This is a genomic window from Bacillus sp. CFBP9009, from assembly GCF_036541465.1.
Lineage (GTDB): Bacteria > Bacillota > Bacilli > Bacillales > DSM-1321 > Peribacillus.
The window spans coordinates 40,109-64,506 of sequence record NZ_JAZHFU010000015.1 but is presented as its reverse complement, the minus strand read 5'-3'; the positions used below and the strand labels follow the sequence as shown (position 1 = coordinate 64,506).

General features: G+C 41.9%; 19 protein-coding genes. 13 read left to right on the top strand and 6 right to left on the bottom strand.

From position 1 onward, the window contains the following. The 5 genes from V3595_RS23515 to rlmN all read left to right on the top strand — a co-directional run bounded on the left by V3595_RS23515 (position 1) and on the right by rlmN (position 4,615). The gene (locus V3595_RS23515) at positions 1 to 795 is read left to right on the top strand and encodes an MBL fold metallo-hydrolase (protein ID WP_485910028.1); all 795 of its coding nucleotides are present in this window, start codon (positions 1 to 3) and stop codon (positions 793 to 795) included. Positions 796 to 1,068: 273 nt separating this feature from the next. After that, positions 1,069 to 2,289 carry a S1C family serine protease gene (locus tag V3595_RS23510; protein WP_485910026.1) on the top strand — a complete coding sequence of 407 codons (1,221 nt, stop codon included), beginning with the start codon at positions 1,069 to 1,071 and terminating at the stop codon, positions 2,287 to 2,289. 174 nt (positions 2,290 to 2,463) lie between these two features. After that, on the top strand, positions 2,464 to 2,625 hold the full coding sequence (locus V3595_RS23505) for a CxxH/CxxC protein (protein ID WP_101223962.1): 162 nt from the start codon (positions 2,464 to 2,466) through the stop codon (positions 2,623 to 2,625). A 361-nt stretch (positions 2,626 to 2,986) separates the two neighbouring features. Beyond that, positions 2,987 to 3,466, top strand: coding sequence for a 23S rRNA (pseudouridine(1915)-N(3))-methyltransferase RlmH (gene rlmH / locus V3595_RS23500; RefSeq protein ID WP_137017785.1), 480 nt, complete (start codon positions 2,987 to 2,989; stop codon positions 3,464 to 3,466). 81 nt (positions 3,467 to 3,547) lie between these two features. Further along, positions 3,548 to 4,615: a dual-specificity RNA methyltransferase RlmN gene (rlmN, locus tag V3595_RS23495; RefSeq protein ID WP_485910024.1), complete on the top strand. Its 1,068-nt coding sequence runs from the start codon at positions 3,548 to 3,550 to the stop codon at positions 4,613 to 4,615. Between the two features lie 61 nt (positions 4,616 to 4,676). Here the strand turns inward: rlmN and V3595_RS23490 are convergent, their stop codons facing one another. Beyond that, a complete protein-coding gene (locus tag V3595_RS23490; protein WP_137017783.1) occupies positions 4,677 to 5,009 on the bottom strand; it encodes a heme oxygenase in 333 nt (110 codons plus the stop codon). 294 nt (positions 5,010 to 5,303) lie between these two features. On the opposite strand from V3595_RS23490, the gene V3595_RS23485 reads away from it, so the two are divergent. Together V3595_RS23485 and V3595_RS23480 are read left to right on the top strand one after the other, a co-directional pair. Continuing rightward, positions 5,304 to 6,752: a DEAD/DEAH box helicase gene (locus V3595_RS23485; protein ID WP_485910021.1), complete on the top strand. Its 1,449-nt coding sequence runs from the start codon at positions 5,304 to 5,306 to the stop codon at positions 6,750 to 6,752. A gap of 294 nt (positions 6,753 to 7,046) precedes the next feature. Then, a complete protein-coding gene (locus V3595_RS23480; protein ID WP_485910019.1) occupies positions 7,047 to 9,116 on the top strand; it encodes a catalase in 2,070 nt (689 codons plus the stop codon). A 59-nt stretch (positions 9,117 to 9,175) separates the two neighbouring features. Here V3595_RS23480 and pepT read toward each other — a convergent pair whose 3' ends face one another. The 5 genes from pepT to V3595_RS23455 all read right to left on the bottom strand — a co-directional run bounded on the left by pepT (position 9,176) and on the right by V3595_RS23455 (position 15,515). Next, on the bottom strand, positions 9,176 to 10,411 hold the full coding sequence (gene pepT, locus V3595_RS23475) for a peptidase T (RefSeq protein WP_485910066.1): 1,236 nt from the start codon (positions 10,409 to 10,411) through the stop codon (positions 9,176 to 9,178). Positions 10,412 to 10,552: 141 nt separating this feature from the next. Then, positions 10,553 to 12,016: an alpha-amylase gene (locus V3595_RS23470; RefSeq protein ID WP_402904768.1), complete on the bottom strand. Its 1,464-nt coding sequence runs from the start codon at positions 12,014 to 12,016 to the stop codon at positions 10,553 to 10,555. Positions 12,017 to 12,309: 293 nt separating this feature from the next. Beyond that, positions 12,310 to 14,031 (bottom strand): CotH kinase family protein, encoded by a 1,722-nt coding sequence (locus tag V3595_RS23465; RefSeq protein ID WP_485910017.1) that lies wholly within the window; start codon positions 14,029 to 14,031, stop codon positions 12,310 to 12,312. A 69-nt stretch (positions 14,032 to 14,100) separates the two neighbouring features. Next, positions 14,101 to 14,796, bottom strand: coding sequence for a DUF4956 domain-containing protein (locus V3595_RS23460; RefSeq protein ID WP_133350739.1), 696 nt, complete (start codon positions 14,794 to 14,796; stop codon positions 14,101 to 14,103). A gap of 35 nt (positions 14,797 to 14,831) precedes the next feature. Further along, positions 14,832 to 15,515 carry a polyphosphate polymerase domain-containing protein gene (locus V3595_RS23455; protein ID WP_485910015.1) on the bottom strand — a complete coding sequence of 228 codons (684 nt, stop codon included), beginning with the start codon at positions 15,513 to 15,515 and terminating at the stop codon, positions 14,832 to 14,834. 258 nt (positions 15,516 to 15,773) lie between these two features. Between V3595_RS23455 and V3595_RS23450 the strand changes: the two genes are divergently transcribed. From V3595_RS23450 to V3595_RS23425, 6 genes are read left to right on the top strand one after another with little or no spacing between them, the layout of a single operon-like run. Beyond that, positions 15,774 to 17,126 (top strand): diaminobutyrate--2-oxoglutarate transaminase, encoded by a 1,353-nt coding sequence (locus tag V3595_RS23450; protein ID WP_485910013.1) that lies wholly within the window; start codon positions 15,774 to 15,776, stop codon positions 17,124 to 17,126. 7 nt (positions 17,127 to 17,133) lie between these two features. After that, entirely contained in the window at positions 17,134 to 18,642 is a 1,509-nt protein-coding gene (locus tag V3595_RS23445; protein WP_485910011.1) for a pyridoxal phosphate-dependent decarboxylase family protein, read from the top strand. Between the two features lie 2 nt (positions 18,643 to 18,644). Then, positions 18,645 to 20,447 (top strand): IucA/IucC family protein, encoded by a 1,803-nt coding sequence (locus V3595_RS23440; protein WP_485910009.1) that lies wholly within the window; start codon positions 18,645 to 18,647, stop codon positions 20,445 to 20,447. After that, the gene (locus tag V3595_RS23435) at positions 20,437 to 21,021 is read left to right on the top strand and encodes a GNAT family N-acetyltransferase (protein ID WP_485910007.1); all 585 of its coding nucleotides are present in this window, start codon (positions 20,437 to 20,439) and stop codon (positions 21,019 to 21,021) included. The genes V3595_RS23440 and V3595_RS23435 overlap by 11 nt, the downstream gene beginning before the upstream one ends. Next, positions 20,996 to 22,324 carry a lysine N(6)-hydroxylase/L-ornithine N(5)-oxygenase family protein gene (locus V3595_RS23430; RefSeq protein WP_485910005.1) on the top strand — a complete coding sequence of 443 codons (1,329 nt, stop codon included), beginning with the start codon at positions 20,996 to 20,998 and terminating at the stop codon, positions 22,322 to 22,324. The genes V3595_RS23435 and V3595_RS23430 overlap by 26 nt, the downstream gene beginning before the upstream one ends. A 22-nt stretch (positions 22,325 to 22,346) precedes the next feature. Next, entirely contained in the window at positions 22,347 to 24,158 is a 1,812-nt protein-coding gene (locus tag V3595_RS23425; protein WP_485910003.1) for an IucA/IucC family protein, read from the top strand. The last annotated feature ends 240 nt before the right edge of the window (positions 24,159 to 24,398 follow it).

Sequence of the window (24,398 nt, the reverse complement as noted above, 5' to 3'; positions counted from 1 at the left end):
ATGACAATGCATTTTAGTGTTCTCGCAAGCGGGAGTACAGGAAATGCCTTTTTCGTGGAAACGGAGGATCAATCATTCCTTGTCGATGCCGGCTTAAGCGGTAAAGCCCTGGAAGCGTTGTTTCAGGATATAGGCCGTGATATGTCAAAGCTATCCGGTATCCTTGTTACCCATGAACACAGCGACCACATTAAAGGTCTTGGCGTGGTTGCCAGAAAACATAAACTCCCGATATATGCGAATGCAAAAACATGGAATGCCATGGATCGATCAATCGGTGAAATTGCAACCGAACAAAAATTCACATTTGAAATGGAACAGGTCAAAACGTTCGGCAGCCTTGCTATAGAATCTTTCGGTGTTTCACATGATGCGGCAGAGCCGATGTTTTACGTCTTTCATCATGAAGATAAGAAACTTGTGGTCATTACCGATACAGGGTACGTAAGTGATCGGATGAAAGGAATCATCTCGAATGCCGATGCATATGTATTTGAAAGTAACCATGATGTCTCCATGCTGAGGATGGGAAAATATCCATGGAGCATCAAGCGCCGAATATTAAGTGATGTTGGACATGTTTGTAATGAAGACGCCGCCCTTGCCATGAGTGAAGTGGCCGGTGATAAGACCAAGCGGATTTACTTGGCCCACTTAAGCCTTGATAACAATATGAAGGATCTAGCAAGAATGTCGGTGGAACAAACGTTAAAGACAAAGGGGATCATCGTAGGTGAACAATTTTCCTTATATGATACTGACCCGAAAAGACCAACGGAACTTGTTACATTATAAATAAAAGGAATGGATGAGGGATACCTTGTTCATTCCTTTTTATTTTTAATAATTTCCGATTCGTAAGTTACGAATCGGATTAAAAGGGGTATCGTTTGGTTAGAACTGTATAGGTAAAAGGAAAATGGCTGTATATTAGTCAATTTTTTAGTTTCCTTTAAATAAAAGCATGCATTTTTTTAGAAAAATTTCGGTAATTGAGTATAATTGAGGGAGGATACCAAACAATAGAATTGCTATAATTCATTCCTAAAATGAGAGGATGGGGCGGTCTTGGGTTATTATGATCAGAATGATGAGAACCAAAATAAACGGAAAAAGAGCCATACGAGCTATTTTCTAGCAGGCTTGGGGGGCGCCATTATTGGGGCTTTACTTATTTTATTAGCCTTTCCGGGAAGTGGACTGTTAAATAACGATGATAACGAAATTACAACCGAAAAATCAACGGGAAGTGAGTCCACGGAGCAGGCTCAGCAAAACCTTACTGTTGATGTAACAAGTGCCGTCACCAATGCCGTTGATAAAGCCAGCGACGCGGTGGTCGGCATCACTAACATTCAGGAAACGAACTTCTGGAGTCAAGGGAGCAACGCCGAGGACAGTTCTGCAGAAGCTGGCACTGGTTCTGGAGTCGTCTACAAAAAAGATGGCGGCAAGGCCTATATCGTCACGAATAATCACGTCATCGAAGGCGCTAATGAACTGGAAGTGACATTAAGTGATGGCACTAAATTGCCAGCAGAACTGCAAGGCAGTGACCCATGGACAGATTTAGCCGTCATTGTCGTGAATGGTGATAAAATCAAAACCATTGCTGAATTCGGAAAATCCGGCAAATTGAAACCTGGTGAGCCTGTAATTGCCATTGGTAATCCATTAGGACTTCAATTCTCTGGATCGATCACACAAGGGATCATCTCCGGTTTGGAACGAACGATAGAGGTGGATATCAATGAAGACGGACAAGTGGATTGGAATGCGGAGGTCATCCAGACCGATGCGGCAATTAACCCAGGTAATAGTGGGGGGGCACTCGTTAATATGTCAGGGCAGGTCATCGGAATAAATTCGATGAAGATTGCAGAAAATGCAGTGGAAGGAATAGGTCTTTCCATCCCAATCGATTCAGTTATACCGATAATTAATGATATAGAGGAATTTGGTGAAGTGAAACGTGCTTTCTTGGGTGTGAACTTGGCATCTGTAGAAGAAATTTCCCAATATCATCAACAAAATACATTAAAGCTGCCAAGAAAAGTTACTTCTGGCGTTGCAATAACAGGCGTTCAAAGCAACTCTCCAGCATCTAAAGCAGGATTGAAGGAATTTGACGTCATTGTTGGAATGGATAATGAAAAAATCCATGACGTCGTGGAATTACGAAAATACCTTTACAATGAAAAGAAAATCGGTGATAAAGTTAAAATCATTTATTACCGTGACGGAAAGAAAGGAACTACGGAAGTCACGCTTTCAAGCAGCGAAATTTAAAAGACAAAAGGACAGGGGGAAAATTGCCTCCTGTCCTTTCTATTTCCTTGCGATTTTCTTATTTTTTGTTACGATTACCTGTGGATATATACTGAAATTAAAGATCTCAAGTAACTTGTGGATAATTGGGAATGGAAGTACTGGGAATAATGAGTGGGAAAGGAGATATGGTAGATGAAATTATATTGCTGTCAGGAACACGTGGACATGGCGCTGGATGAAGTGGTATACGAATGTGAAACCTATCCTGTTTTAACGCTGGTTTCCGAAGAAAATCAGTTATCAACAACCTGTGAATATTGTCGAAACGTGGCAATATATCTAGTAGGGAACTAATATTCCCATACAAGATGTGGATAGATTTTGTGGATATGTGGATAACTTTTGTGGATAACATGTTTGTAACCTGTTCTTAACATTTTCCGAAGAATAAACTGGAGGGTTGAATTGTTTAAATTAAGCTTTTGGTTGTACGAATAATCAACCATAAATCCAACCTAAGTCCAGCCCAATTTCTTCAATATACATTAAAAAATAATGAAAGTTACCGTTGCCGCTTTCACGGGCAGCGGTTTTTATTTTTAAAAAATTGGAAAGGATATGCTTGTTTTGCTTATAGGTCACTGTAAGGTATGATAATAGGTAGGCAAATCCAACAATTGATAGTAAAAACATTAATGAAAGCTAGAGGATATATATGAAAATAACGATTATTACTGTTGGCAAGCTAAAGGAAAAATACTTAAAGCAAGGAATTGCTGAATATACAAAAAGGTTAAGCGCCTATGCTAATATAGAACTTGTCGAAGTACCGGATGAAAAGGCTCCCGAGAACCTGAGTACAGCAGACATGGACATTGTTAAGCAAAAGGAGGGTGAACGAATCCTGGCCAAAGTCAGTCCGGACACCTACGTAATAACGCTTGAGATCAATGGAAAACAGCTTACTTCAGAGCAGCTGGCCACTCATATGGATCAGCTCGCCACTTATGGAAAGAGTAAAATTGCCTTTATTATTGGCGGGTCGCTTGGACTTGGCAACGAGGTATTATCAAGAAGCGATTATGCCCTTTCCTTCTCGAAAATGACCTTTCCGCATCAATTAATGAAATTGGTTCTAGTGGAGCAAATATATCGGGCTTTTCGGATAAATAGAAATGAACCATATCATAAATGATAGAGACTGATTCCGGGGGAATTCCCCGTAAGGTAATGGGTTAACATATTAAATCTTACTGTAATGAAAAGAGGGTAACGAATGAATAAAGAGTCCATTTATGGTTTAACATTCGAACAATTGACAGCATGGCTTTTGGACCATGGCCATAAAAAATTCAGAGCTTCCCAAGTCTGGGAGTGGCTTTATAGAACACGTGTGACGAGTTTCTCTGAAATGACGGATGTTAATAAAGAGTGCATAAAATTACTTGAAGAGCACTTTGTCATCCAGACTTTGACTGAGCACGTCAAGCAAGAAGCAGCGGATGGTACAATCAAGTTTCTGTTTAAATTACAGGATGACAACCTTATCGAAACTGTTATGATGAGACATAAATACGGAATTTCGGTTTGTGTCACCACCCAAGTGGGCTGCAATATTGGCTGCAGTTTCTGTGCCAGTGGATTATTGGCCAAAAGCCGTGATTTATCCAGCGGGGAAATAGTGGAACAAATCATGAACGTTCAACTGCATCTGGATAAATTGGAACAAGGTGATGTTGTAAGCCATGTTGTTGTAATGGGTATTGGCGAACCGTTCGATAACTTTGAAAATATGTTAGACTTTTTGAAGGTGCTCATGGACCATAAGGGTCTTGCTATCGCGGGCAGGCGCATTACTGTTTCGACAAGCGGTCTTGCCCATAAGATCTATGAATTCACCGATACTCAATTACAGGTGAATCTGGCCATCTCATTGCATGCGCCGAATAATGAGCTCAGGACACAAATCATGAAGATAAACCGAGGTATTCCGATAGAAAAATTGATGAAATCTCTTGATTATTATTTAGAGAAAACAAATAGGAGAATTACAATCGAATATATCCTTTTGAAAGATGTCAATGACCATCAAGAAGAAGCCGAGCAACTTGCCGATCTTCTTGATGACAAAAAACATCGTCTCTATGTCAACCTGATCCCATATAATCCTGTAGATGAGCATAGCCAATACCAAAGAAGTGAAAAAGAGTCCGTTCTTTCGTTTTATGATACGCTGAAAAAGAGAGGCATCAATTGTAAAATCCGCCAAGAACATGGGACGGATATTGATGCGGCTTGCGGTCAGCTTAGAAGCAAACAAATCAAGAAGGCTGAAGCTAAGTAAATTCATTAAGATAAAACAAAAAGAGGCCGCATATTTTGCGGCCTCTTTTGGCGTGAATTCATTATTTAGCTATTTCCTTAACCGAGGCGACTTCATACGTTGTAAGCTCGCTGCCTAGAATTGGGGATTCTTTTTTTGCTTCACCGGAACCTGGTTCAGGCCGTTTATGTGCAGCTTTGAATGCATCGCTATTTCTCCAAGCAGTAAAGTTATCAAGGTTTTCCCAGTACATATTAACGCTCAGTTCATCGTAATCCGACAAATTCTGTGTTAATAATACTTCAACTTTTACGAAGCCTTCCATAGTATCAAGTGGACCTGGTGCAGTAAATCCTGGGGCCATGGCTGCACCCATCCCTTTTTTGACTCTGATTCTATTCGTTACGATTATCATAAATCAGCTCTCCTTTTGGACTTCGGTTTAGAATCTACACCCTATTTTCCACAATTTCATACATATTTTAGCATATTGAAAGAAGCAGGGTCCATTTTGATTAACTCGGATCATGAGATTCTGATTACCCTTGTTTTAATGAAGACGGACGTTTCAATATATTCAAATAAGGCAATTGAATTTGGATATTACAAGGTTTATCGATGCATATCGCGTATAATAGAAATCTGTATAAGGAAATTATGATTATGGAAACAATAAGGCAACATACTAAACAACAAAAGAGGCTGTTATATGAATGAATTAAGTTTTACTGATTATACATTAAGCGATGAAATTGTAAGGGCATTAGAAAGCTTGGGATATCAACGTCCAACCGAGGTACAGCGTGAAGTGATTCCAGTGGCGCTGAAAAAGCGTGATCTTGTCGTTAAATCGCAAACGGGAAGCGGCAAGACCGCTTCATTCGGCATACCGATCTGCGAAATGGTCGATTGGGAGGAGAATAAGCCTCAGGCGCTTATTTTAACACCGACACGTGAGCTTGCCGTGCAGGTTAAAGAGGATATTACGAATATTGGCAGATTTAAGAGGATAAAGGCTACTGCAGTTTATGGAAAACATCCATTCGCACTCCAAAAAGCGGAATTGAAACAAAAAAGCCATGTAGTCGTTGGAACTCCGGGGCGTGTTCTGGATCATATCGAGAAAGGGACATTCGCCTTGGAACGCTTAACTCATTTAGTTATTGATGAAGCGGATGAAATGCTGAATATGGGCTTCATTGAACAAGTGGAAGCCATTATTAAAGAGCTTCCGAAAGATAGAGTAACCATGCTGTTCTCTGCTACGTTACCTGAGAGTATAAAAAAACTATGCAAGCAATATATGAAAGATCCTTTGGATATTGAAATCAAAGCAAAGGGATTAACGACGGAGAAAATTGAACATGCTCTTATTGAAGTGAAGGAAGATGATAAGTTTTCCCTGCTTAGAGACGTCACCATCACGGAAAACCCCGATAGCTGTATCATTTTCTGCCGGACAAAAGATAGGGTGGACCAAGTATGTGAACAGCTGCTGGAGCTGGAATATCCGTGTGATATGATTCACGGCGGCATGCTCCAGGAAGATCGCCTTGCAGTGATGAATGAATTCAGAAGAGGTGAATTCCGCTATTTGGTTGCGACAGATGTTGCTGCACGTGGAATTGACATCGATAATATAACCCATGTGATTAACTATGACCTGCCATTGGAAAAGGAAAGTTACGTACATCGGACTGGAAGAACGGGCCGTGCCGGCAAAAAAGGAAAAGCCATTACTTTTGTGACGCCGTACGAAGATAAATTCCTTGCTGAGATCCAAGGATATATCGGTTTTGAAATCCCTAAGATGACTGTTCCTTCAAAAGAGGAAGTCTCCAATAAAAAAATGGAATTCGAAGCGAAACTGGAAGCTCGTCCAAAGATCAAAAAAGATAAAAGTGAACAATTGAATAAACAAATCATGAAGCTGTATTTTAATGGCGGCAAGAAAAAGAAACTCAGGGCTGTGGATTTTGTCGGAACCATCGCTAAGATCGATGGAGTGAATGCAGAGGACATCGGGATCATTACGATTCAGGACAATGTTTCTTATGTGGATATATTGAATGAAAAGGGACCGCTTGTCTTGAAAGTGATGAAAAATACAAAAGTTAAAGGCAAACTTCTGAAGGTTTCAGAGGCCTTTAAGAACTAAAAGGTGTTGAATGAAAGAAGCGGGAAGACCGAAAATCGGTCTTCCCGCTTCTTTTTATTCAAAACTGGGGACGGGAAGAATTCGACCTACCTCCAGAATAATCCGACCCACGCCAAAATGATCCGTCCAGGAATAATCATTTTTTTGTTTTATGAGGATGTGGGATTCTTTTTCTGAATTCTGTTTATCCGTCAAAACAGAGTGGTATATGAGGAAGGATAACGCAATTATTTCGAATAAATACATACAACACGATTTAATCTGAATTCTTAGACATGGAGGGGAATGAGTGGGATGACGAAAGCAAATGAAAGCGGAAGAATCGATGAGCAAAGTAAGCAGCGGCAGTTGGATCAATATCGAGTGGACGATAATGGGAAAAAGATGACGACTAACCAAGGTTTGCGTGTTTCTGAGGATGAGCATTCTTTGAAAGCGGGAACCCGTGGTCCAACTTTGATGGAGGATTTTCATTTTCGTGAAAAAATGACTCATTTTGACCATGAGCGTATTCCTGAGCGGATTGTCCATGCGCGTGGATCTGGAGCACATGGATATTTTCAGGTATATGAACCGATGACCGAATATACAAAAGCTAAGTTTCTTCAAGACCCTTCAGTCAAGACACCAGTATTCGTTCGTTACTCCACTGTGGCAGGTTCCCGAGGTTCGGCAGACTCGGTCCGTGATGTAAGGGGATTCTCTACAAAGTTTTATACGGAGGAAGGAAACTATGATTTGGTCGGAAATAATATTCCGGTATTTTTTATCCAGGATGCCATTAAGTTCCCGGATTTAATTCATGCGGTTAAACCGGAGCCTCATAATGAAATACCTCAGGCCGCGTCTGCCCATGATACTTTTTGGGATTTCGTCGCCAACAATGAAGAAACGGCACATATGGTCATGTGGCATCTATCTGATAGGGCCATACCGAGAAGTTTCCGGATGATGGAAGGGTTTGGTGTCCACACATTCCGTTTTGTAAATGAGCAGGGCGTGGCCCATTTCGTTAAATTCCATTGGAAGCCTGTACTGGGAGTTAAATCCCTTGTCTGGGATGAGGCACAGAAAATTGCAGGGAAGAATCCTGATTTTCATCGCCAAGATCTGTGGGAAGCGATAGATACCGGAAATTATCCTGAATTTGAATTTGGCGTCCAAATGATTAAGGAAGAAGATGAATTCAATTTCGACTTTGATATCCTTGATCCTACTAAACTATGGCCGGAAGAACAAATCCCGGTTAAAATAATCGGAAAAATGGTTTTGAACCAAAATACGGATAACTTTTTTGCAGAGACGGAACAGATAGCTTTCCATCCGGGGCATGTTGTACCTGGTATTGATTTTTCAAATGATCCGCTGCTTCAGGGACGTTTATTCTCATACACCGATACCCAGCTATCCCGATTGGGAGGACCGAACTTCCATGAGCTTCCGATTAATAGGTCGGTTGCCCCCGTCCATAATAATCAGCGCGATGGCATGCACAGAATGTCAATAAATCCAGGCCCGGTCAGCTACCACAAAAATTCCCTTGCAGGCAACTCTCCTGAACCTGCTTCGGAAGAGGAAGGCGGCTATGCACATTACCAGGAAAAAGTCGATGGCAGGAAGGTCCGGCAGCGCAGTGAAAGCTTCAAGGATCATTACAGCCAAGCTAAACTATTTTGGAATAGCATGACGGAAGTGGAGAAGGAGCATATTATTCAGGCTTTCCACTTTGAAGTGGGGAAAGTGAAAAGTAAGGACGTTCAGCAGCAAATTGTCGAGATGTTCAGCAATGTAGATGTTGAACTGGCCAAAACAATCGCTATTGGAGTGGGCGTGAATCCTCCAGCCAACAAAAGTGAGGTTAAAATGGAATTGGCATCTCCGGCTTTAAGCCAGGAGCAAATGAAAGTGAACACGGCGGCAACAAGAAAAGTGGCAATCTTGGCCGCAGATGGTTTCAACGGGCCGGAGGTTAATCAAGTCTTGGAATCATTTAAATCTGCAGGTATAACGGCGGAAATCATCAGCATTAATCGTGGAGTGATTACAAGTTCTGAAGGACAGCAGGTCGAGGTGAATCAGACATTCCTGACAGCCGATTCGGTACTTTTCGATGCTGTATATGTGGCAGGAGGCCAGGAGAGTGTCGATGCCTTAAAGGCGTCCAAGGAACCCATTTACTTTGTTGATGAAGCCTACAATCATTTTAAAGCGATTGGTGCAGGAAAAGAAGGAGCCGAGATATTATCGAAGGCAGGCATCGTTTCCAATGATCCAGCCGCAGGCATTGTAGCTGTTACGGATAAAAATAGTGGTTCTGCCTTTATTGACGCAATTGCTAAGCACCGTCACTGGACACGCGCTTAATATTGAATAAAAACCCCCAGACTTGAAGTCTGGGGGTTTTTCAATAAACAGGTATCATGCTACTTTGCTTTTTCTTCAAAAAGCGATGCAATGCCAACAATCACCTTAGTGGCCAGTATCATATTATCGACGGAAATAAATTCATATTTACCATGAAAGTTCTCCCCGCCCGTAAAGATATTGGGTGTTGGCAGGCCCATATACGATAATTGAGAACCGTCCGTACCACCGCGTATTGGTGAGATTTTCGGTCTTATATCGAGTTTCTCCATTGCTTCATGGGCAATATCCACGATTTCCTTCACGGGCTCAATTTTTTCCTTCATGTTGAAGTATTGGTCGTGTAATTCAAGCTGGATCCGGTTTTGCCCATATTTTTCTTTTAAATCCACGATTACTTTTGTTATATATTCCTTGCGGTCATTGAATTTTTTGCGGTCGAAATCCCTGATGATGTAAGAAAGCTTGGTCTCTTCCACGTCACCGTGAAATGAAAGCAGATGATAAAATCCTTCGTAATCCTCCGTAAATTCCGGTGCTTCTGCCACTGGAAGCTTATTATGGAATTCCATTGCGATTTTGGCTGAGTTGACCATTTTTCCTTTAGCCGTACCAGGGTGAATATTCGTCCCTTTGATCAGGATTTTGGCCGATGCTGCATTGAAGCTCTCATATTCAAGTTCTCCAAGTGGGCCACCGTCCACGGTGTAGGCAAATTGGGCACCAAAAGCATCTACATCAAACTTATGGGGTCCCCTTCCGATTTCCTCATCGGGAGTAAAAGCAACACGGATTTTTCCATGCTTGATTTCCGGATGCTGGATCAAATAATCCATGGCAGTCATGATTTCGGCAATCCCAGCCTTATTATCTGCTCCCAACAGGGTTGTCCCATCCGTTGTAATCAAGGTATGCCCTTTATAGTTCTTAAGCGAAGGAAAATCATCAGGTGAAAGAATGACATCCAATTTTTCATGTAAAGTAAGATCTTTGCCATCATAGTTGTCAACGATTCGCGGTTTTACATCTTTTCCAGTGAAATCCGTTGCTGTATCGACATGAGCCAAGAAACCGATTGTCGGGACATCCTTATTTGAATTGGCTGGCAAGGTTGCCATGACATAGCCGTTCCCATCAATTGTCACATCCTTCATCCCAATGGATTGAAGTTCCTTGACCAATGCATTTGCCAAGGTCAGCTGTCCGGGTGTAGAGGGGCATGAGGGATTTTCCTCATTCGATTGGGTATCCACTTTCACATAAGAAGTGAATCTTTCAATGATTTCATTTTTCACTTTTCCTTCAACTCCTTTTTCCCTTATCTTACCATGATTGACTGTAATGGAAAAATTATCTTTTTCCAAATCTTCTAGGGTGGTGTCATCAGCAAAGAACAGCATATCTGCAAAAGACATGCCGTTCCTTGCTATCTCTTTTTAGAGTGGATTATTCAAGGCCCATACGGATACGCTTTTCCCATGAACGGGGAATGTCGCGAACCCATCTTCTTCAATGGTAATGTGGTCATCTCTATGACAAGTTAAATCACTCCAAATTTCACCAGCCCGATGTTCACCGACGAACATCCTTTTTTCACTGTTGTGATCTCCATTAGAGATAATGACCGCACACCCCGAGCCTTCTAGCTCTTCAACTCCGTGCCGGACCCAGCCTATCGTATTTGGATCATCAAAGTAATCGGTCTGTTCTCCGTAAGCTTTTTCATACCTAGCATATAATAGTCGATCCAGGATATCCTTTTTCCCAGGCACCGGAGAAGGTCCGCCGATTCCATAATAGTCCCCGTAAAAGACACACGGATAACCGCAAAGTCTAAGCAAGGTAAGTGCATATGCCGATGGCTTGAACCAGTCCTTTACCCAAGACTCCAGTGATTCATGAGGCTGGGAGTCATGGTTATCGACAAAAGTGACAGCCTCTGCTGGATTGGTTTGGACGAGGGTATCATCAAAGATGGTTGAGAGGTCGAAGTCTGTTCCTGCGTTTGAGGCCTCATGAAATTTATAATGCAGGGAAACATCGAACAAGTTGAGGTCATGATTGGTTTGCTCTAAGTAAGTTTGACAGGCTTTAACATCCGCCTTCCAAAATTCGCCGACCATGAAAAAATGTTCCTTTGTATAAGGAATGAGTTCTTGGAGAAATTCATTGATGAATTCATAATCGATATGTTTAACGGCGTCCAAACGAAAACCATCACACTTTAACGTATCAACCATCCATTTTCCCCAGCTAATCATTTCCTGACGAACTTCCGGCAGGCTGTAATCGATGTTGGCAAACATTAAATAATCGTAGTTTCCGAATTCATCGATGACATGCTTATTCCAGTGCTTATTTTCGCCTGTGATGCGATATACGCCCATTTTGTCGTTTTCGGCATCATAGTCTGTACCATTGAAATGAGTATGGTTCCACTTAAAGTCAGAGTATTTATTTTTACGTCCCGGAAAATCGAATTTTGTCCAGCCTTCCATTTCGAATGGTTCTGAGATATCTTCCATACGGTTGTCTGGATTGACTTCAATCACCTCAAATTTTTCGGTTCCGTCAGCTCCTGCCTTATGGTTCATGACTAAATCGATATAAACGCAAAGTCCGTAGTTATGACAGGTGGCTATTGCTTGCAGCAATTCATCTTTCGTCCCGTATTTGGTACGAACGGTTCCTTTTTGGTCAAATTCCCCCAAATCGTAACCGTCATATATTCCATATCCATTATCCCCAACGGATTGCCCTTTGGTGACTGGCGGAAGCCAAACGCAGTCAATTCCTATATCCTTCAACTTGGAGGCTGCATATTTCAATCTTTCCCAATGAGAACCATCTGCCTCAAGATGCCACTCAAAAAATTGCATCATCGTATGATTTCTTTTCATCCGTTCCCCCCCTGACACCGACCTGTTTTTAACAAAAGTGAAACTAATGCGATCGGATAAAGTAATAATGGAAATCTTTACCCACTAAAATCAAATGATAAACAAGTGAACAATCCTCAGGTTAGAGGTTCATTTACCTCTCTATTTTACTATTTTATACCAAATAAGGGTATTTTATATTGATTAGCAGCTAAAAATAATTCAAATGTGGAGGAATAACCCGGAGAATGCCTATACGCCATTCAAAAAAGGTATCCCTAATTTTAGGGATACCTCAGTTTTTCATAAATCTATTATCCCTTTTTACCTCTTCGTTTAAAGAAGTGGGCGAAAGCAATTGCACCTAATAATAAGATTAGAAGCACGGAAGATAGAATGATCGTATCTTTTGAGGAGCTGCTGTTACCTGCCCCCTTTTGGCCCATGTTCCCGTTTATAACAGGAGGTGCCCCATTCCCGCCCCGGTCCATGTCAGGAGGCTGCATCGCAGCCCAATTCTCGCCGTCCATGTTTGGTGGTTGCTGACCTGCATTTGCGTCATCGCCGATATTAGGAGCTCCGCCGCCCATACTGCTTTCTGTCTCGGCTTCCACGACCAGGTCTCCTGAAAGCTGTGCCAAGATTGATTCAGCACGTTTGACAGCGAAGTCAACCAGGGTTTCCTCGCCTGACGTTGCTTCTGTATACTCGTCCATTGTATAAAACTTGGTCGGGTCCTTTTTCACATATGGTGTGATCAATGTAGAAATTTCAGTGGTCATTGCTGTCATATTTTCTTCAGAGAAAAAATCTGTGGCAATGTCATTTAGATAATCATAATATTTTTCACGGTACTCGTCGTTGGAAAGCAGGGCATTCAATAAAGGGCGCTCTTCAAGGGTCGTACCTGAAACAGGCTCGGTAATGCTGAAGTTGATATTACTTTCATTCATGAAATTTGAACTCATATCCATCATTCCGCCACCGTTCATATTCGGTGCCCCTCCAAGGAGTTCCTTGTCATCCTGCTTAGTGTCATCGGCGTTACCCTCAGCAGCCGTTCCATCTTTTTGGTCAGCGGTTTCTTGATCAGAGTTGCCCGCCAGTCGCCCGCCGCCTCCGGAATAACCGCCAAATGACATATTATAGTCCCAAGGCAATATCGAAAAGACCCCGTTCTCTTCATACAGGTAGTAATTGTGCTTTTTATCTCCTTGATAGTGATCGAGGTTGACAAGGGCAGTATTGGCTGCGAAATAGCGCAGCATCTCATCGACATCCAGGACTTCCTCCAGATTTCCACCATTATTGATGGCATCAAGCATTTTGATCATGGCGGATTGGTCCGAATTATCGTTTGTTTTCAAGTTTATTCCTGTGTAGTCATCAATGTCTTCGCTGATCCACTTTAAATCGCTTCCCGTACCATCCGGATAATAGAGATCGCCTGTGCCATCAGTGAAGTTGGTGTTTAGAAAGGTTTCTTCTATAGCTTCCACCCCTAGATAAAGGCCCCATTCCTTTCCGTTGATGGTCACGTACATATAGGAATGTCCAGGAGTCGCTATGCCCATCTTGTCCATTAATTCATAGGAAAGGTATTCTCTCATATAGGTTGGGTCACTGTAATTATTGTTTAGCGCCAACTTTTTCAGGCCGTGTAAATCTTGATCTTCCTGATAATAATCAAAGTCTATCTTCCAGCTGTAACGATCGGAATCTCCCATTTGAACAACGGAATTCAAGGAAAGGTTTCCCTTGGTGCGAAATCCCACGTTTTTAACCGTCTCCCCATCTATCGTTACATCGGCATTTACGATCTCCTTTTCAGTGGGGTTTTCCAGGATGGAATCCAAATCCTCATCAGCCAATGTTATATCAACGGTTGTCACCTTACTTTGATCAAATACAGATTCTGTATAAGTATTTCCTTTAGTGGCTTTTTCAACTTGAAGATTGGGAAGGAAAAATAGCACTGCTATAAAAATCATTATCAATAATCCAATGGTCGCTACTACATATCTTGTTTTTAACATGCCTTGGCTCCTTCCTCCTGTAGTCTTATATAGAGGGGTGGGCATGGATTTTTATGTCCGCCATCTATCTTAAGCTGTGAAGTTGCCATCATAACTTAACATGATGGCAGAGTGAACGCTGTTCATGTCCTTGACTTGATTAATGAATTCGGCATTATTATCTTTTAATCGAATTTCATATGTCACTTCGAGGTTATTATCCGCCATGACGGATTTCGATTTGACGGAATGCTTTTTCACCTTGTTGGATATCATTTCTTCCAACGTTTTTTCAATTGACGCATCTGAATATTTAACGATTAATAAAAATGGATTTTCAACAGTGATCCGATTGGCAAATATGAGCATGACGATACCTATTAAGATTGCACCGATGATAACTAGCGGAATTAGTCCTGCCCCGCATAAAATCCCGGAGGCCGCTGCCCAGAATAGAAAGACCAAGTCCATGGGATCTTTGATAGGCGTTCTGAATCGTACGATGGAGAGTGCACCGACCATACCAAGGGAGATAACGATATTCGTGGATATTCCCATGATGATCAAAGCCGTGGCCATTGTCATGATGATGAGGGATATATTGAAATTGTGTGAGTACATCACACCGGAAAAGGTCTTCTTATAAATGACGTAAATGAACAATCCGATGGCAAATGCCAACAGTAATCCAATTAGGGAGTCAATGATTGAAAAGCTCTCGGTCTTGTCCAAAAAGCTTGATTTGAAAATATCATTAAAAGTGGTGCTAGTTGTCGTCGTATCCATTTGCTATTCCTCCAAATATTAAGTGTTTGCTGCAATCAGCCGTATCTTCTGCTTAGTTGGTATTTTGAAAAAGCTGTTTTTCTAGTATCGATGATGGATAACAATTGTTTGATGATATCCGGAAGAAATTCGTCAAACTTTATTTCCAGGATGACACAATTTGGGGCTAAAGCATCAACCACGATTAATTCGGGATTTAGGAAGTCCGTATCCCGATAGCTCGTTTTCACATTACTGTCAAAGGTGACCCGCACATTTCCGTACTCATAGATGAATACCTCCCTTTCATAGTCAACGACGGTTGTCGGCTTGATTTGAAAAAGGGTCATTTGAACGTATAAGTCACTGAGTATATCCCTTGAATCCTCGGTCATCCAATCTATATCCCCTGAACGAATCCGTTCGTATTCCTCGGCAGAAAGCCTGCACTTCTGTTTATAGGTAAGGTTATTCCGCTTACTCTTTTTTTCTAGATTGATGAAATCGGTATTATGATCATAAAGTCTAGCCCTGAACTTATCCCTGTGATAGAATCCCTCTGTTTTTTGCCGCAGGATTTTATTGTCAAAGTTATCGAAATAGACACTTCGAATTAAATATTTCCCATCCAGCCCATGCGGATCAAGGCTCATGAAGTTTTGCAGATTTTTTCTTAATAAGTGACAATCCGCTTTGGTGATTGCATGTTTGAGCTCCCGCCTTCCCTTTAAACCATTCATTGTTGGTTCCTCCTTTTCTTTGATTTTTTGACTGCATTCAGCTTATAAACAGAATCTTAATAAAACCTTAACAACATTTTTATATTCAATAGATAAATAGAGAATAGGCCCCAGTTTTAACCTTTTCTTAATTTTATTGGAATTTACTAGAAGAAAAATGAGTGTATTTACTTATTGAGAATAATTATCATTATCAGTAGAATAAGGTCCATGATAATGATAATTATTCTCAATTAATTCAATACATGGAGGTTCACTATGGTAACGAATACGCTTACAAAAAATGATCAACTACTGGAACAACAAAATACAAGGGAATCAAATGCCCGATCTTATCCTAGGAGATTACCCATGGCGATCGATCAAGCGGAGGGAATTTACCTAACAGACATGGATGGAAAACGATATATTGATTTTCTTGCCGGGGCTGGAACATTAGCGCTTGGGCACAATCATCCGGCTGTGCTTGAAGCAATGGAAAAAGTTCTTAAGGATAAACGTCCTTTACATACATTGGACTTTACGACGCCGATCAAAGAGCAGTTCGTCGATGAAATTTTTGAATCCCTGCCTGAGGAATTCAGGAAAAATGCAAAAATTCAATTCTGTGGTCCTACTGGCGGAGATGCCATTGAGGCAGCACTTAAACTGGTTAAAACAGCGACAGGCAATAGAAGTATATTATCCTTCCAAGGAGCTTACCACGGGGCAACGCATGCAACGATGTCAATCAGCGGCAATACAAAACCAAAGGAAAAAATACAAGGGTTGATGCCGGATGTACAATTCCTGCCGTATCCCTATCAATATCGCTGTCCCTTTGGAATAGGCGGTGAAGAAAGCCATAAAATCAGCAGCCAGTATATCGAAAATCTATTGAACGATCCCGAATCAGGATTATTGGCGCCTGCAGGAATGATTTTGGAGGCAGTACAAGGCGAGGGAGGTTCCATTCCAGCTCCAATTCCATGGCTTAAGGAAATCAGGAGAATAACGAAAGAGAAGGGCATTCCGCTAATCATCGATGAAGTTCAATCAGGTATCGGCCGTACAGGGAAAATGTTTGCGTTTGAACATGCAGGTATCGTTCCGGATGTTCTTGTACTATCCAAAGCAATAGGCGGAAGTTTTCCATTATCGGTGGTGATTTATAACAAAGAGCTGGATCTATGGTCTCCAGGTGCACATATCGGTACGTTCCGCGGAAATCAAATGGCGATGGCAGCGGGAACAGCAACTTTAAAATACATGAAAGAGACGAATCTTGTGGAGCATGCCGCTAAAATGGGAGAAATCTTAAAGGATATTCTTAAAGATTTGCAAAAAGATATTCCGCAGATCGGGGATGTCAGGGGCCGGGGATTAATGATCGGTGTGGAAATGATCAATCATGAAGAACCGCAAAATGCGAATGGGAGCCATCCTGCTGATTCGCAACTTGCCAGTGCCATTCAACAGGAATGTTTTCAAAGAGGGTTGATTCTAGAAGTTGGCGGCAGACATGGAAGTGTAGTGAGGTTCTTGCCTCCATTGATCGTTACGGAATCCCAGCTTCGCGAGGCCACTGCAATTTTTGAACAAGCTGTTCGTGCAGCTGTTGCAAGAGGGTGAATGATCAATGATCGAAATGATAAATAAAACGGATTTTGCTTATTCTCGATTTTTCCTGAATAACGAAGAAGGCTTCAATAACTACAGCCAGTCATTAAACATCATTGAAAAAAAGCTGACCAGCTTTTTAAAAGGGAATAATTCACCATACTCTGGGAAAAAACCGTATGAAATCGAAGCAAGATTAAACGAGCTGACCCTCGCTTCTCCAAAAGGGAAGACAATGGAAGCGGTAGCGGATGAGCTGGCAGAGTTTGTTATTAATGACAGCATCAATGTACAAAGCCCTGCTTGTATCGGACATTTGCATTGCCCGACATTAATACCTGCCGTGGCTGCCGAAATGATTATCGGTACGTTGAATCAATCCATGGATTCATGGGACCAAAGCTCGGCGGCAACCTTCGTTGAAGAGCGTTTAATAGATTGGCTGTGCAGAAAGGTAGGGTTGCCGGAACAAGCGGATGGGATTTTCACAAGCGGTGGAACCCAATCTAATTATATGGGCCTGCTATTGGCTAGGGACGCTTATTGTAAGCGTGTCTGGGGTGTTGACGTTCAACAGCATGGCTTGCCGGTCGAGGCGAAAAAATTGCGGATCTTATGCTCCGAGGCTGCCCACTTTACGGTTCGTAAATCAGCGGCACAGCTGGGGCTTGGTGAACAGGCCGTAATCACGATTAAAACGGATTCAAATCACCGTCTGTCCGTAGCTGAATTAAATCAACAGCTGCTGCATTTAGAGGAACAGGGTTTACTGCCATTTGCCATCGTTGCAACTTGTGGAACAACGGATTTTGGTTCAATCGATCCATTACACGAATTGTCCGAAGCTGCAAGGAAGAGTGGGATATGGCTGCATGTGGATGCCGCATATGGAGGCGCGATGATTTTAAGTAAGGATTACAAAGAGTTAATCAGCGGAATTGAACGGGCCAACTCGATTACGGTCGATTTTCACAAATTATTCTATCAACCCATCAGCTGTGGTGCTTTTCTTGTTTCTGACAGCAACTCATTTCAATATATCCAGCATCACGCAGATTACCTGAATCCACAGGAAGATGAAGCGGAGGGCATGGTTCACTTAGTCAATAAATCGGTTCAAACGACGAGAAGGTTCGACGCACTGAAACTCTGGATGTCATTGAAGGTCGTTGGACTGGATGCCTTTGCCGAAATGATCGACTATACTTGTCACCTTGCACGTGAAGCGGCTGTGAAGATCGATAAAGAGGAAGGATTCACAGTATTGAATAAAGACCCTGAATTGAATGCGGTTGTATTCCGTTATAATCCCGAAGGAGAAAGTGATCAGTTAGTAAACCTATTAAATAAACAGATTCAGCAAGAATTACTGAAAAGCGGACGTGCATTTTTAGCAAAAACACGTTTTGAAGGCCAGGTATATTTAAAAATGACACTATTGAATCCAATGACAAGGCTTGAACACATAGAGGAAATTTTAAACGAAATTCGAGTATTAGGTGAAATGTTCAAGATGATGGAGGAATGAATATGAATGGTAAGCAAATAGCTGAAAGGGCGACAATGCAAAGCTTTCTGAATTGTTATTTCCGGGAAACCGGAAATTGCAGTTTAGAAGAAACGAAAAACTGGCCGAATTTGGAGGGGGCCATTTCGGATTCATTAATGGTCAGTAAGCTCATATCCCAAGATATTGCATTGCTTGTTCCGCTTAAATATTGGTCGGAAACGGGGCGTCATATTTTCAACTTCCCGATTTACTATCAAACGGCATCCAAACAAGTACATGAATTAGATTACGTGACAATGGTCTCGATTGTTTCTAAAGAATTATTGAATGAGCAGGGCCGGACGGATAGTGAAGATGAATTGATGCTGCGCGTCATCCTAAGCAGCCAAAATATTCAACGGTATGTTGAAGCCAGGACGGAAGACGTTGATGCACTTCAAAGTCCTGATTTCACCTACATCGAAGCAGAGCAGTCGCTTTTATTCGGACACCTGTTCCACCCGACACCGAAAAGCAAGCAGGGCATTTCAGAAAAAGATGAATGGATTTATTCACCCGAATTAAAAGGGGAGTTTCAGCTGCACTACTTCCTGGCAGAACCTTCGATTGTCATCCAGGATTCTAGTGAAGTCACATCGGCAAGTGAGATCATTAAACAGGAACTAGCCGGTGACTTGGAGATTTCCAGTGAATTCCGAAGAACGTATTGCCAAAAGGAAAGCCAATATATCATCATCCCGGCACACCCTCTCCAGGCAAAAGTGCTTATCGAAAAAGAAGAGGTCAAGAGGCTACTCGAGCAAGGGACATTAGTTTATGCAGGACCGCTTGGGAAAAAATTCACGGCCACCTCTTCATTTAGAACGGTATATAGTGCCACATCGAGAAATATGTACAAATTTTCCGTTCCGGTTAAAATCACGAATTCTTTACGTGCAAATCTGCAAAAAGAATTGGATCGTGGTGTCGAAATTGCAAAATTAATAGATTCTAAAGTGGGCGACGATCTAAAAGAACGGCACCCCTCCTTCCGTATCATCAAGGACCCTGCTTACCTAACTATCAAAACAGCCGAGCAAGAATCAGGATTCGATGTAGATATTCGGGAAAACCCTTTTTATGAAAACGATAAACAAGTAAGCCTGATTGCCGGCTTATGTCAGGATAATGCCTATGGTGCCCCATCAAGACTTGGAGCGATCATCCGCAAATTATCAGCTGATGAAAATCGCAGTACCGAAGAAGTGAGTAAGGATTGGTTCAAAACCTATCTGTCAATGACATTGAAACCGATGCTTTGGCTATTTGAAGAGTATGGAATTGTTTTGGAAGCCCATCAACAAAATTCCATCATTCAACTTCAAGATGGGTACCCAGCCACTTTTTATTATCGTGATAATCAAGGGTATTACTATTGTGAGTCCAAAGTGGACAGGCTGCTGAAGATCTTGCCAGAACTAAGTGAAAAAAGCTTCACGATTTGTTCTGATGAAGTCGCTGAAGAAAGACTGCAATACTATTTCTTTTTTAATCACTTATTAGGCTTAATTAATAATTTTGGTACAGAAGGATTAGTATCAGAAAAAACACTGTTACAGCTCGTTCAGGAACAACTGGAAACATGCAGCACGCAAAGCGAAGATGAAGGGTTGAATCGAGTTGTTTCAAAATTGCTTCATGCCCGGGAATTATCTTGTAAGGCTAATTTACTGACACGTTTTCATGATATGGATGAGCTTGTCGGTTCACTTGAGACACAATCCGTTTATACAACGATTGATAATCCGTTCGCGCAGGGGGTTATGGCCGTCCATGAAAAATAGTTATGAAGAAATGCTTAAGGACTGTAATCAGCAGCTTTCATTTGTCAAAGTTGAATATGAGAGGGATTTGGATACATTGCATAAATGGATGCATGAAGATCATGTGATACCCTACTGGAATTTGAATTTCACAAAAGAAAAATTCGCTGTTCATTTAAAAAAGGCATTGGCTGATACACACCAAACACTCTATTTAGGCTGTCTGGACTCCATTCCCATGAGCTATTGGGAATCGTATTGGGTTAAAGGCGATATCATCGAAGATTATTATGAATCCGAAGAGGGAGATCAAGGCATTCATTTACTCATAGGTGATCCGGATTACCTGGGAAAAGGACTGGCTTTGCCGTTTTTACGTGCAATGGTGAAATTCCAACTACTGACTTCAACCACAAACAAAGTGATGGCAGAACCGGATATTCGAAATGCAAAGATGATTCATTTATTTGAAAAGTGCGGGTTTACCCCAATTAAAGAAATTGAGCTCCCAGATAAAAATGCATTGCTTATGTCATGTACACGGGAGAATTTCGAGAGGAAGTGGAACTATGGAGAAGCAACAATCTATCTATGACCTGGTAGGGATAGGGATAGGTCCCTTTAATCTTGGACTTGCGGCCCTTTTGGAGAAAACCCCGGAGTTGAATGCCGTCTTTTTTGAGAAAAAGCGGGAATTTAATTGGCATGAAGGGATGCTGTTGGAAGGGACAACTCTGCAGGTACCGTTCTTTGCCGATCTGGTTAGCATGGCAGATGTGACAAGCCCATATAGTTACCTGAATTATTTACAGCAGCATGATCGGCTTTATCATTTCTACTTCCTTGAAAAATTCTTGATTCCACGAAAAGAATATAACGATTATTGCCGCTGGGCTGCCCATCAACTTGATAGCTGCCGTTTTGGAAAAGCGGTGGAGGCGGTTGAATATATAGGGGATCAAGATGAACCCTGCTATCAAATCAGTGTAAGGGATGCACAATCACAAAAGATCGAAGTCTATTATAGCCGTCATGTAGTCATGGGAATTGGCAGCGCCCCGACTGTTCCATCGGCTTTTCATCCATATATGGGAGAGAGCATCCTGCATTCGGCCGATTATTTACGGAATAAAGAAAATATCTTAAAGAAAAAGTCCGTAACGGTTGTCGGATCTGGACAGAGTGCGGCCGAGGTCTTTCTGGATCTGCTTAATGAGCAGGAGGAAAATGGCTACCAGCTAAACTGGTATACAAGATCCAAGGGATTTTTCCCTATGGAATATTCAAAACTCGGGTTGGAATACTTCACGCCGGATTACCTTGATTTCTTTTATCGACTGCCGCAGGAAAAGAAGGATGAAATCCTGCCGAAACAGGATTTATTGTATAAAGGCATCAGCGCCACAACAATCGCAGCAATTTTTGACAAGATGTATGAAAAATCGATTGGAAATGCCGAACTGTCCATTGAACTTAGGGCCATGACGGAAGTTGCAGCGGTTACCCCTGCTGAAAATGGCTGGGAATTGAAATGCCGACAGTGGGTAGAAGATAGCGAATTTGATGTGGATACAGAGGCGGTCGTTTTTGGGACGGGCTATAAATCAACCCTTCCGGCATTCCTTGAAACCATGGAGGACCATTTAGTCCGCGATGACTTGGGTCGTCTTGCAATAACGAAAGACTATCGGGTAGGAACGGCCATCTCTACACCGAATCACCTTTTTATTCAAAATGGCGAGATACATACACATGGTGTGGGTGCTCCGGATCTAGGCTTAGGAGCATTCCGAAATTCTATTATCATCAATCAATTGGCAGGTAAAGAAGTTTATCCATCCGAGCCAAAGGGTGCATTTCAGTCATTCCGTGTAAAAACACCCGTCATGGCTTACTAAGAGAAGGGAAGGGGAGAATTATATGCAGTTCATAAATGAAGTGGAACAGGCAGTTTCAGAAAAAAATTGGTCGATAGTAAACCAAAACCTGCTGGCCAAGATGATTTCTGAGTATATGTATGAAGATATGATCCATCCAGCTGTTCTGAACGAAAATACAGCAGGAAACCTATATGAGTTAAAGATAAATGAGGGGAAATCTTATCGATTTTTGGCGTCGCCCCGTCTTTTTGACAGCTATGAAGTACAGGCCGAGTCGATCCAGGTAAGTGAAACGGAAGGTTTTACACAGGCCAAGGATGCCATTCAATTCATTTTGGACATCCAGCCGTTAATTGGGATGACTGCAGAAACAACAGGACATTTAATCAAAGAATTCCATCATACGCTGCTTGCGGATCTCCAACTGCTATCCAAACCTGAACAAGATGCGGATGATTTAGTCGAACTGGATTATGCATTACTTGAAGGAGAAATGAGCGGTCACCCTTGGATTGCTTATAACAAGGGAAGAATCGGTTTCGGTTATGATGATTATTTGCAGTTCGCTCCAGAAAACCAGAAGGAAGTTCAGTTATCTTGGATTGCCGTCCATAAAACGAGGGGGGAGTTCAATTCAGTAGAAACGTTATCTTATAAGCAATTGATGGAGAATGAACTGGATGGGGAAACCCAAAAATCATTTGCAAAGATATTGACGGAAAAAGGGCTGAACGCAGAAAACTATTACTACCTCCCAGTTCATGAATGGCAGTGGAAGAATGTAATCATCCAGAACTTTACCGATGACCTGGCTAAAGGGCTGATCGTAGCTTTGGGAAATGGTCCCGATAAGTATCTGCCGCAACAATCCATCCGGACATTTGTTAATGTATCGAATAAGGATAAACACCATGTCAAGCTGCCGATGAGCATTTTAAATACGCTAGTATACCGTGGATTGCCAGCTGAACGCACAGTCATTGCCCCAAAAATCACAACGTATATAAAGGACATTTATGAAAATGATTCATTCTTGAAAGAACAATGCAAAGTAGTGCTTCCTGGTGAAGTGGCCAGTTTAAATGTTGATCACCCGTATTATTCCAAGCTAGAGAATGTACCGTATCAATATTTAGAGATGCTGGGGGGTATTTGGAGAGAAAGTATTTACAGTTATATGGAAGAAGGCGAAAAGCCCATTACGCTTGCGTCCCTTTTACATGTGGACAGCAAAGGGAAACCATATGTGGAAAGCCTTATTGAAAAATCGGGATTGACTGCAGAAGCCTGGACAGCTCAATTATTCGACGTCATCCTATCACCATTACTACATTTTATCTATCAATATGGATTGGTCTTCTCGCCACATGGTCAAAATACCATTTTAGTTTTGAAGGATTACAAGCCTCACCGCTTGGCCATCAAGGATTTTGTAGATGATGTAAACGTCAGTGATCAGCCGCTTCCTGAATTAAGCAGCCTCCCTGATGATTTAAGGAAAGTACTAAGAAGTGAGACTCCCGAGGGGCTGGTTCAATTCATTTTCACGGGACTGTTCATCTGTCATTTCCGATACTTGTCAACACTTCTGATGAAGAGGTCCCTTTTGGATGAGCATGCTTTCTGGGAAGGCGTCGCCCGAACAATCCTGACACATCAGAAAAAATTCCCTATGTTACAGGATCGTTTCGATACATTCAATTTCTTTGCGCCAAAATTAACAAAACTCTGCCTGAATAGAAATCGGATGCTTCAATATGGGTATAGCGATGGTGAAGACCGTCCGCATGCATCTGAGTTTGGGCATGTGAATAATGCCCTTTATGAAAAGTTACCTGCAAAATCGCTATAAAGTTAAACTGGCTCAGACTTTTGAGCCAGTTTCAGACTGTAGACAAACTCGATAAGATTGAGTACGTCTACAGTCTTTTTAGATTATTAAAATTTGACCATTGATTTCCGCTCCAGGAACTCGCTTTCCGCGGGCGGTCCGTGAGCCTCCTCGGCGCCTTTGCGCCTGCGGGGTCTCCCTTGGACTCGCTTTTCCCGCAGGAGTCTCGTCCCTTCCGCTCCAATCAACTTAGTTTTAACG

What these genes read in the sequence shown, in the direction of transcription:
- V3595_RS23515 (WP_485910028.1), top strand. Translation starts at nt 1, where the DNA reads ATGACAATGCATTTTAGTGTTCTCGCAAGCGGGAGTACAGGAAATGCC.
- V3595_RS23505 (WP_101223962.1), top strand. Translation starts at nt 2,464, where the DNA reads ATGAAATTATATTGCTGTCAGGAACACGTGGACATGGCGCTGGATGAA.
- rlmH (WP_137017785.1), top strand. Translation starts at nt 2,987, where the DNA reads ATGAAAATAACGATTATTACTGTTGGCAAGCTAAAGGAAAAATACTTA.
- rlmN (WP_485910024.1), top strand. Translation starts at nt 3,548, where the DNA reads ATGAATAAAGAGTCCATTTATGGTTTAACATTCGAACAATTGACAGCA.
- V3595_RS23490 (WP_137017783.1), bottom strand. Translation starts at nt 5,009, where the DNA reads ATGATAATCGTAACGAATAGAATCAGAGTCAAAAAAGGGATGGGTGCA.
- V3595_RS23485 (WP_485910021.1), top strand. Translation starts at nt 5,304, where the DNA reads ATGAATGAATTAAGTTTTACTGATTATACATTAAGCGATGAAATTGTA.
- V3595_RS23480 (WP_485910019.1), top strand. Translation starts at nt 7,047, where the DNA reads ATGACGAAAGCAAATGAAAGCGGAAGAATCGATGAGCAAAGTAAGCAG.
- V3595_RS23470 (WP_402904768.1), bottom strand. Translation starts at nt 12,016, where the DNA reads ATGAAAAGAAATCATACGATGATGCAATTTTTTGAGTGGCATCTTGAG.
- V3595_RS23465 (WP_485910017.1), bottom strand. Translation starts at nt 14,031, where the DNA reads ATGTTAAAAACAAGATATGTAGTAGCGACCATTGGATTATTGATAATG.
- V3595_RS23460 (WP_133350739.1), bottom strand. Translation starts at nt 14,796, where the DNA reads ATGGATACGACGACAACTAGCACCACTTTTAATGATATTTTCAAATCA.
- V3595_RS23455 (WP_485910015.1), bottom strand. Translation starts at nt 15,515, where the DNA reads ATGAATGGTTTAAAGGGAAGGCGGGAGCTCAAACATGCAATCACCAAA.
- V3595_RS23450 (WP_485910013.1), top strand. Translation starts at nt 15,774, where the DNA reads ATGGTAACGAATACGCTTACAAAAAATGATCAACTACTGGAACAACAA.
- V3595_RS23445 (WP_485910011.1), top strand. Translation starts at nt 17,134, where the DNA reads ATGATCGAAATGATAAATAAAACGGATTTTGCTTATTCTCGATTTTTC.
- V3595_RS23440 (WP_485910009.1), top strand. Translation starts at nt 18,645, where the DNA reads ATGAATGGTAAGCAAATAGCTGAAAGGGCGACAATGCAAAGCTTTCTG.
- V3595_RS23435 (WP_485910007.1), top strand. Translation starts at nt 20,437, where the DNA reads ATGAAAAATAGTTATGAAGAAATGCTTAAGGACTGTAATCAGCAGCTT.
- V3595_RS23430 (WP_485910005.1), top strand. Translation starts at nt 20,996, where the DNA reads ATGGAGAAGCAACAATCTATCTATGACCTGGTAGGGATAGGGATAGGT.
- V3595_RS23425 (WP_485910003.1), top strand. Translation starts at nt 22,347, where the DNA reads ATGCAGTTCATAAATGAAGTGGAACAGGCAGTTTCAGAAAAAAATTGG.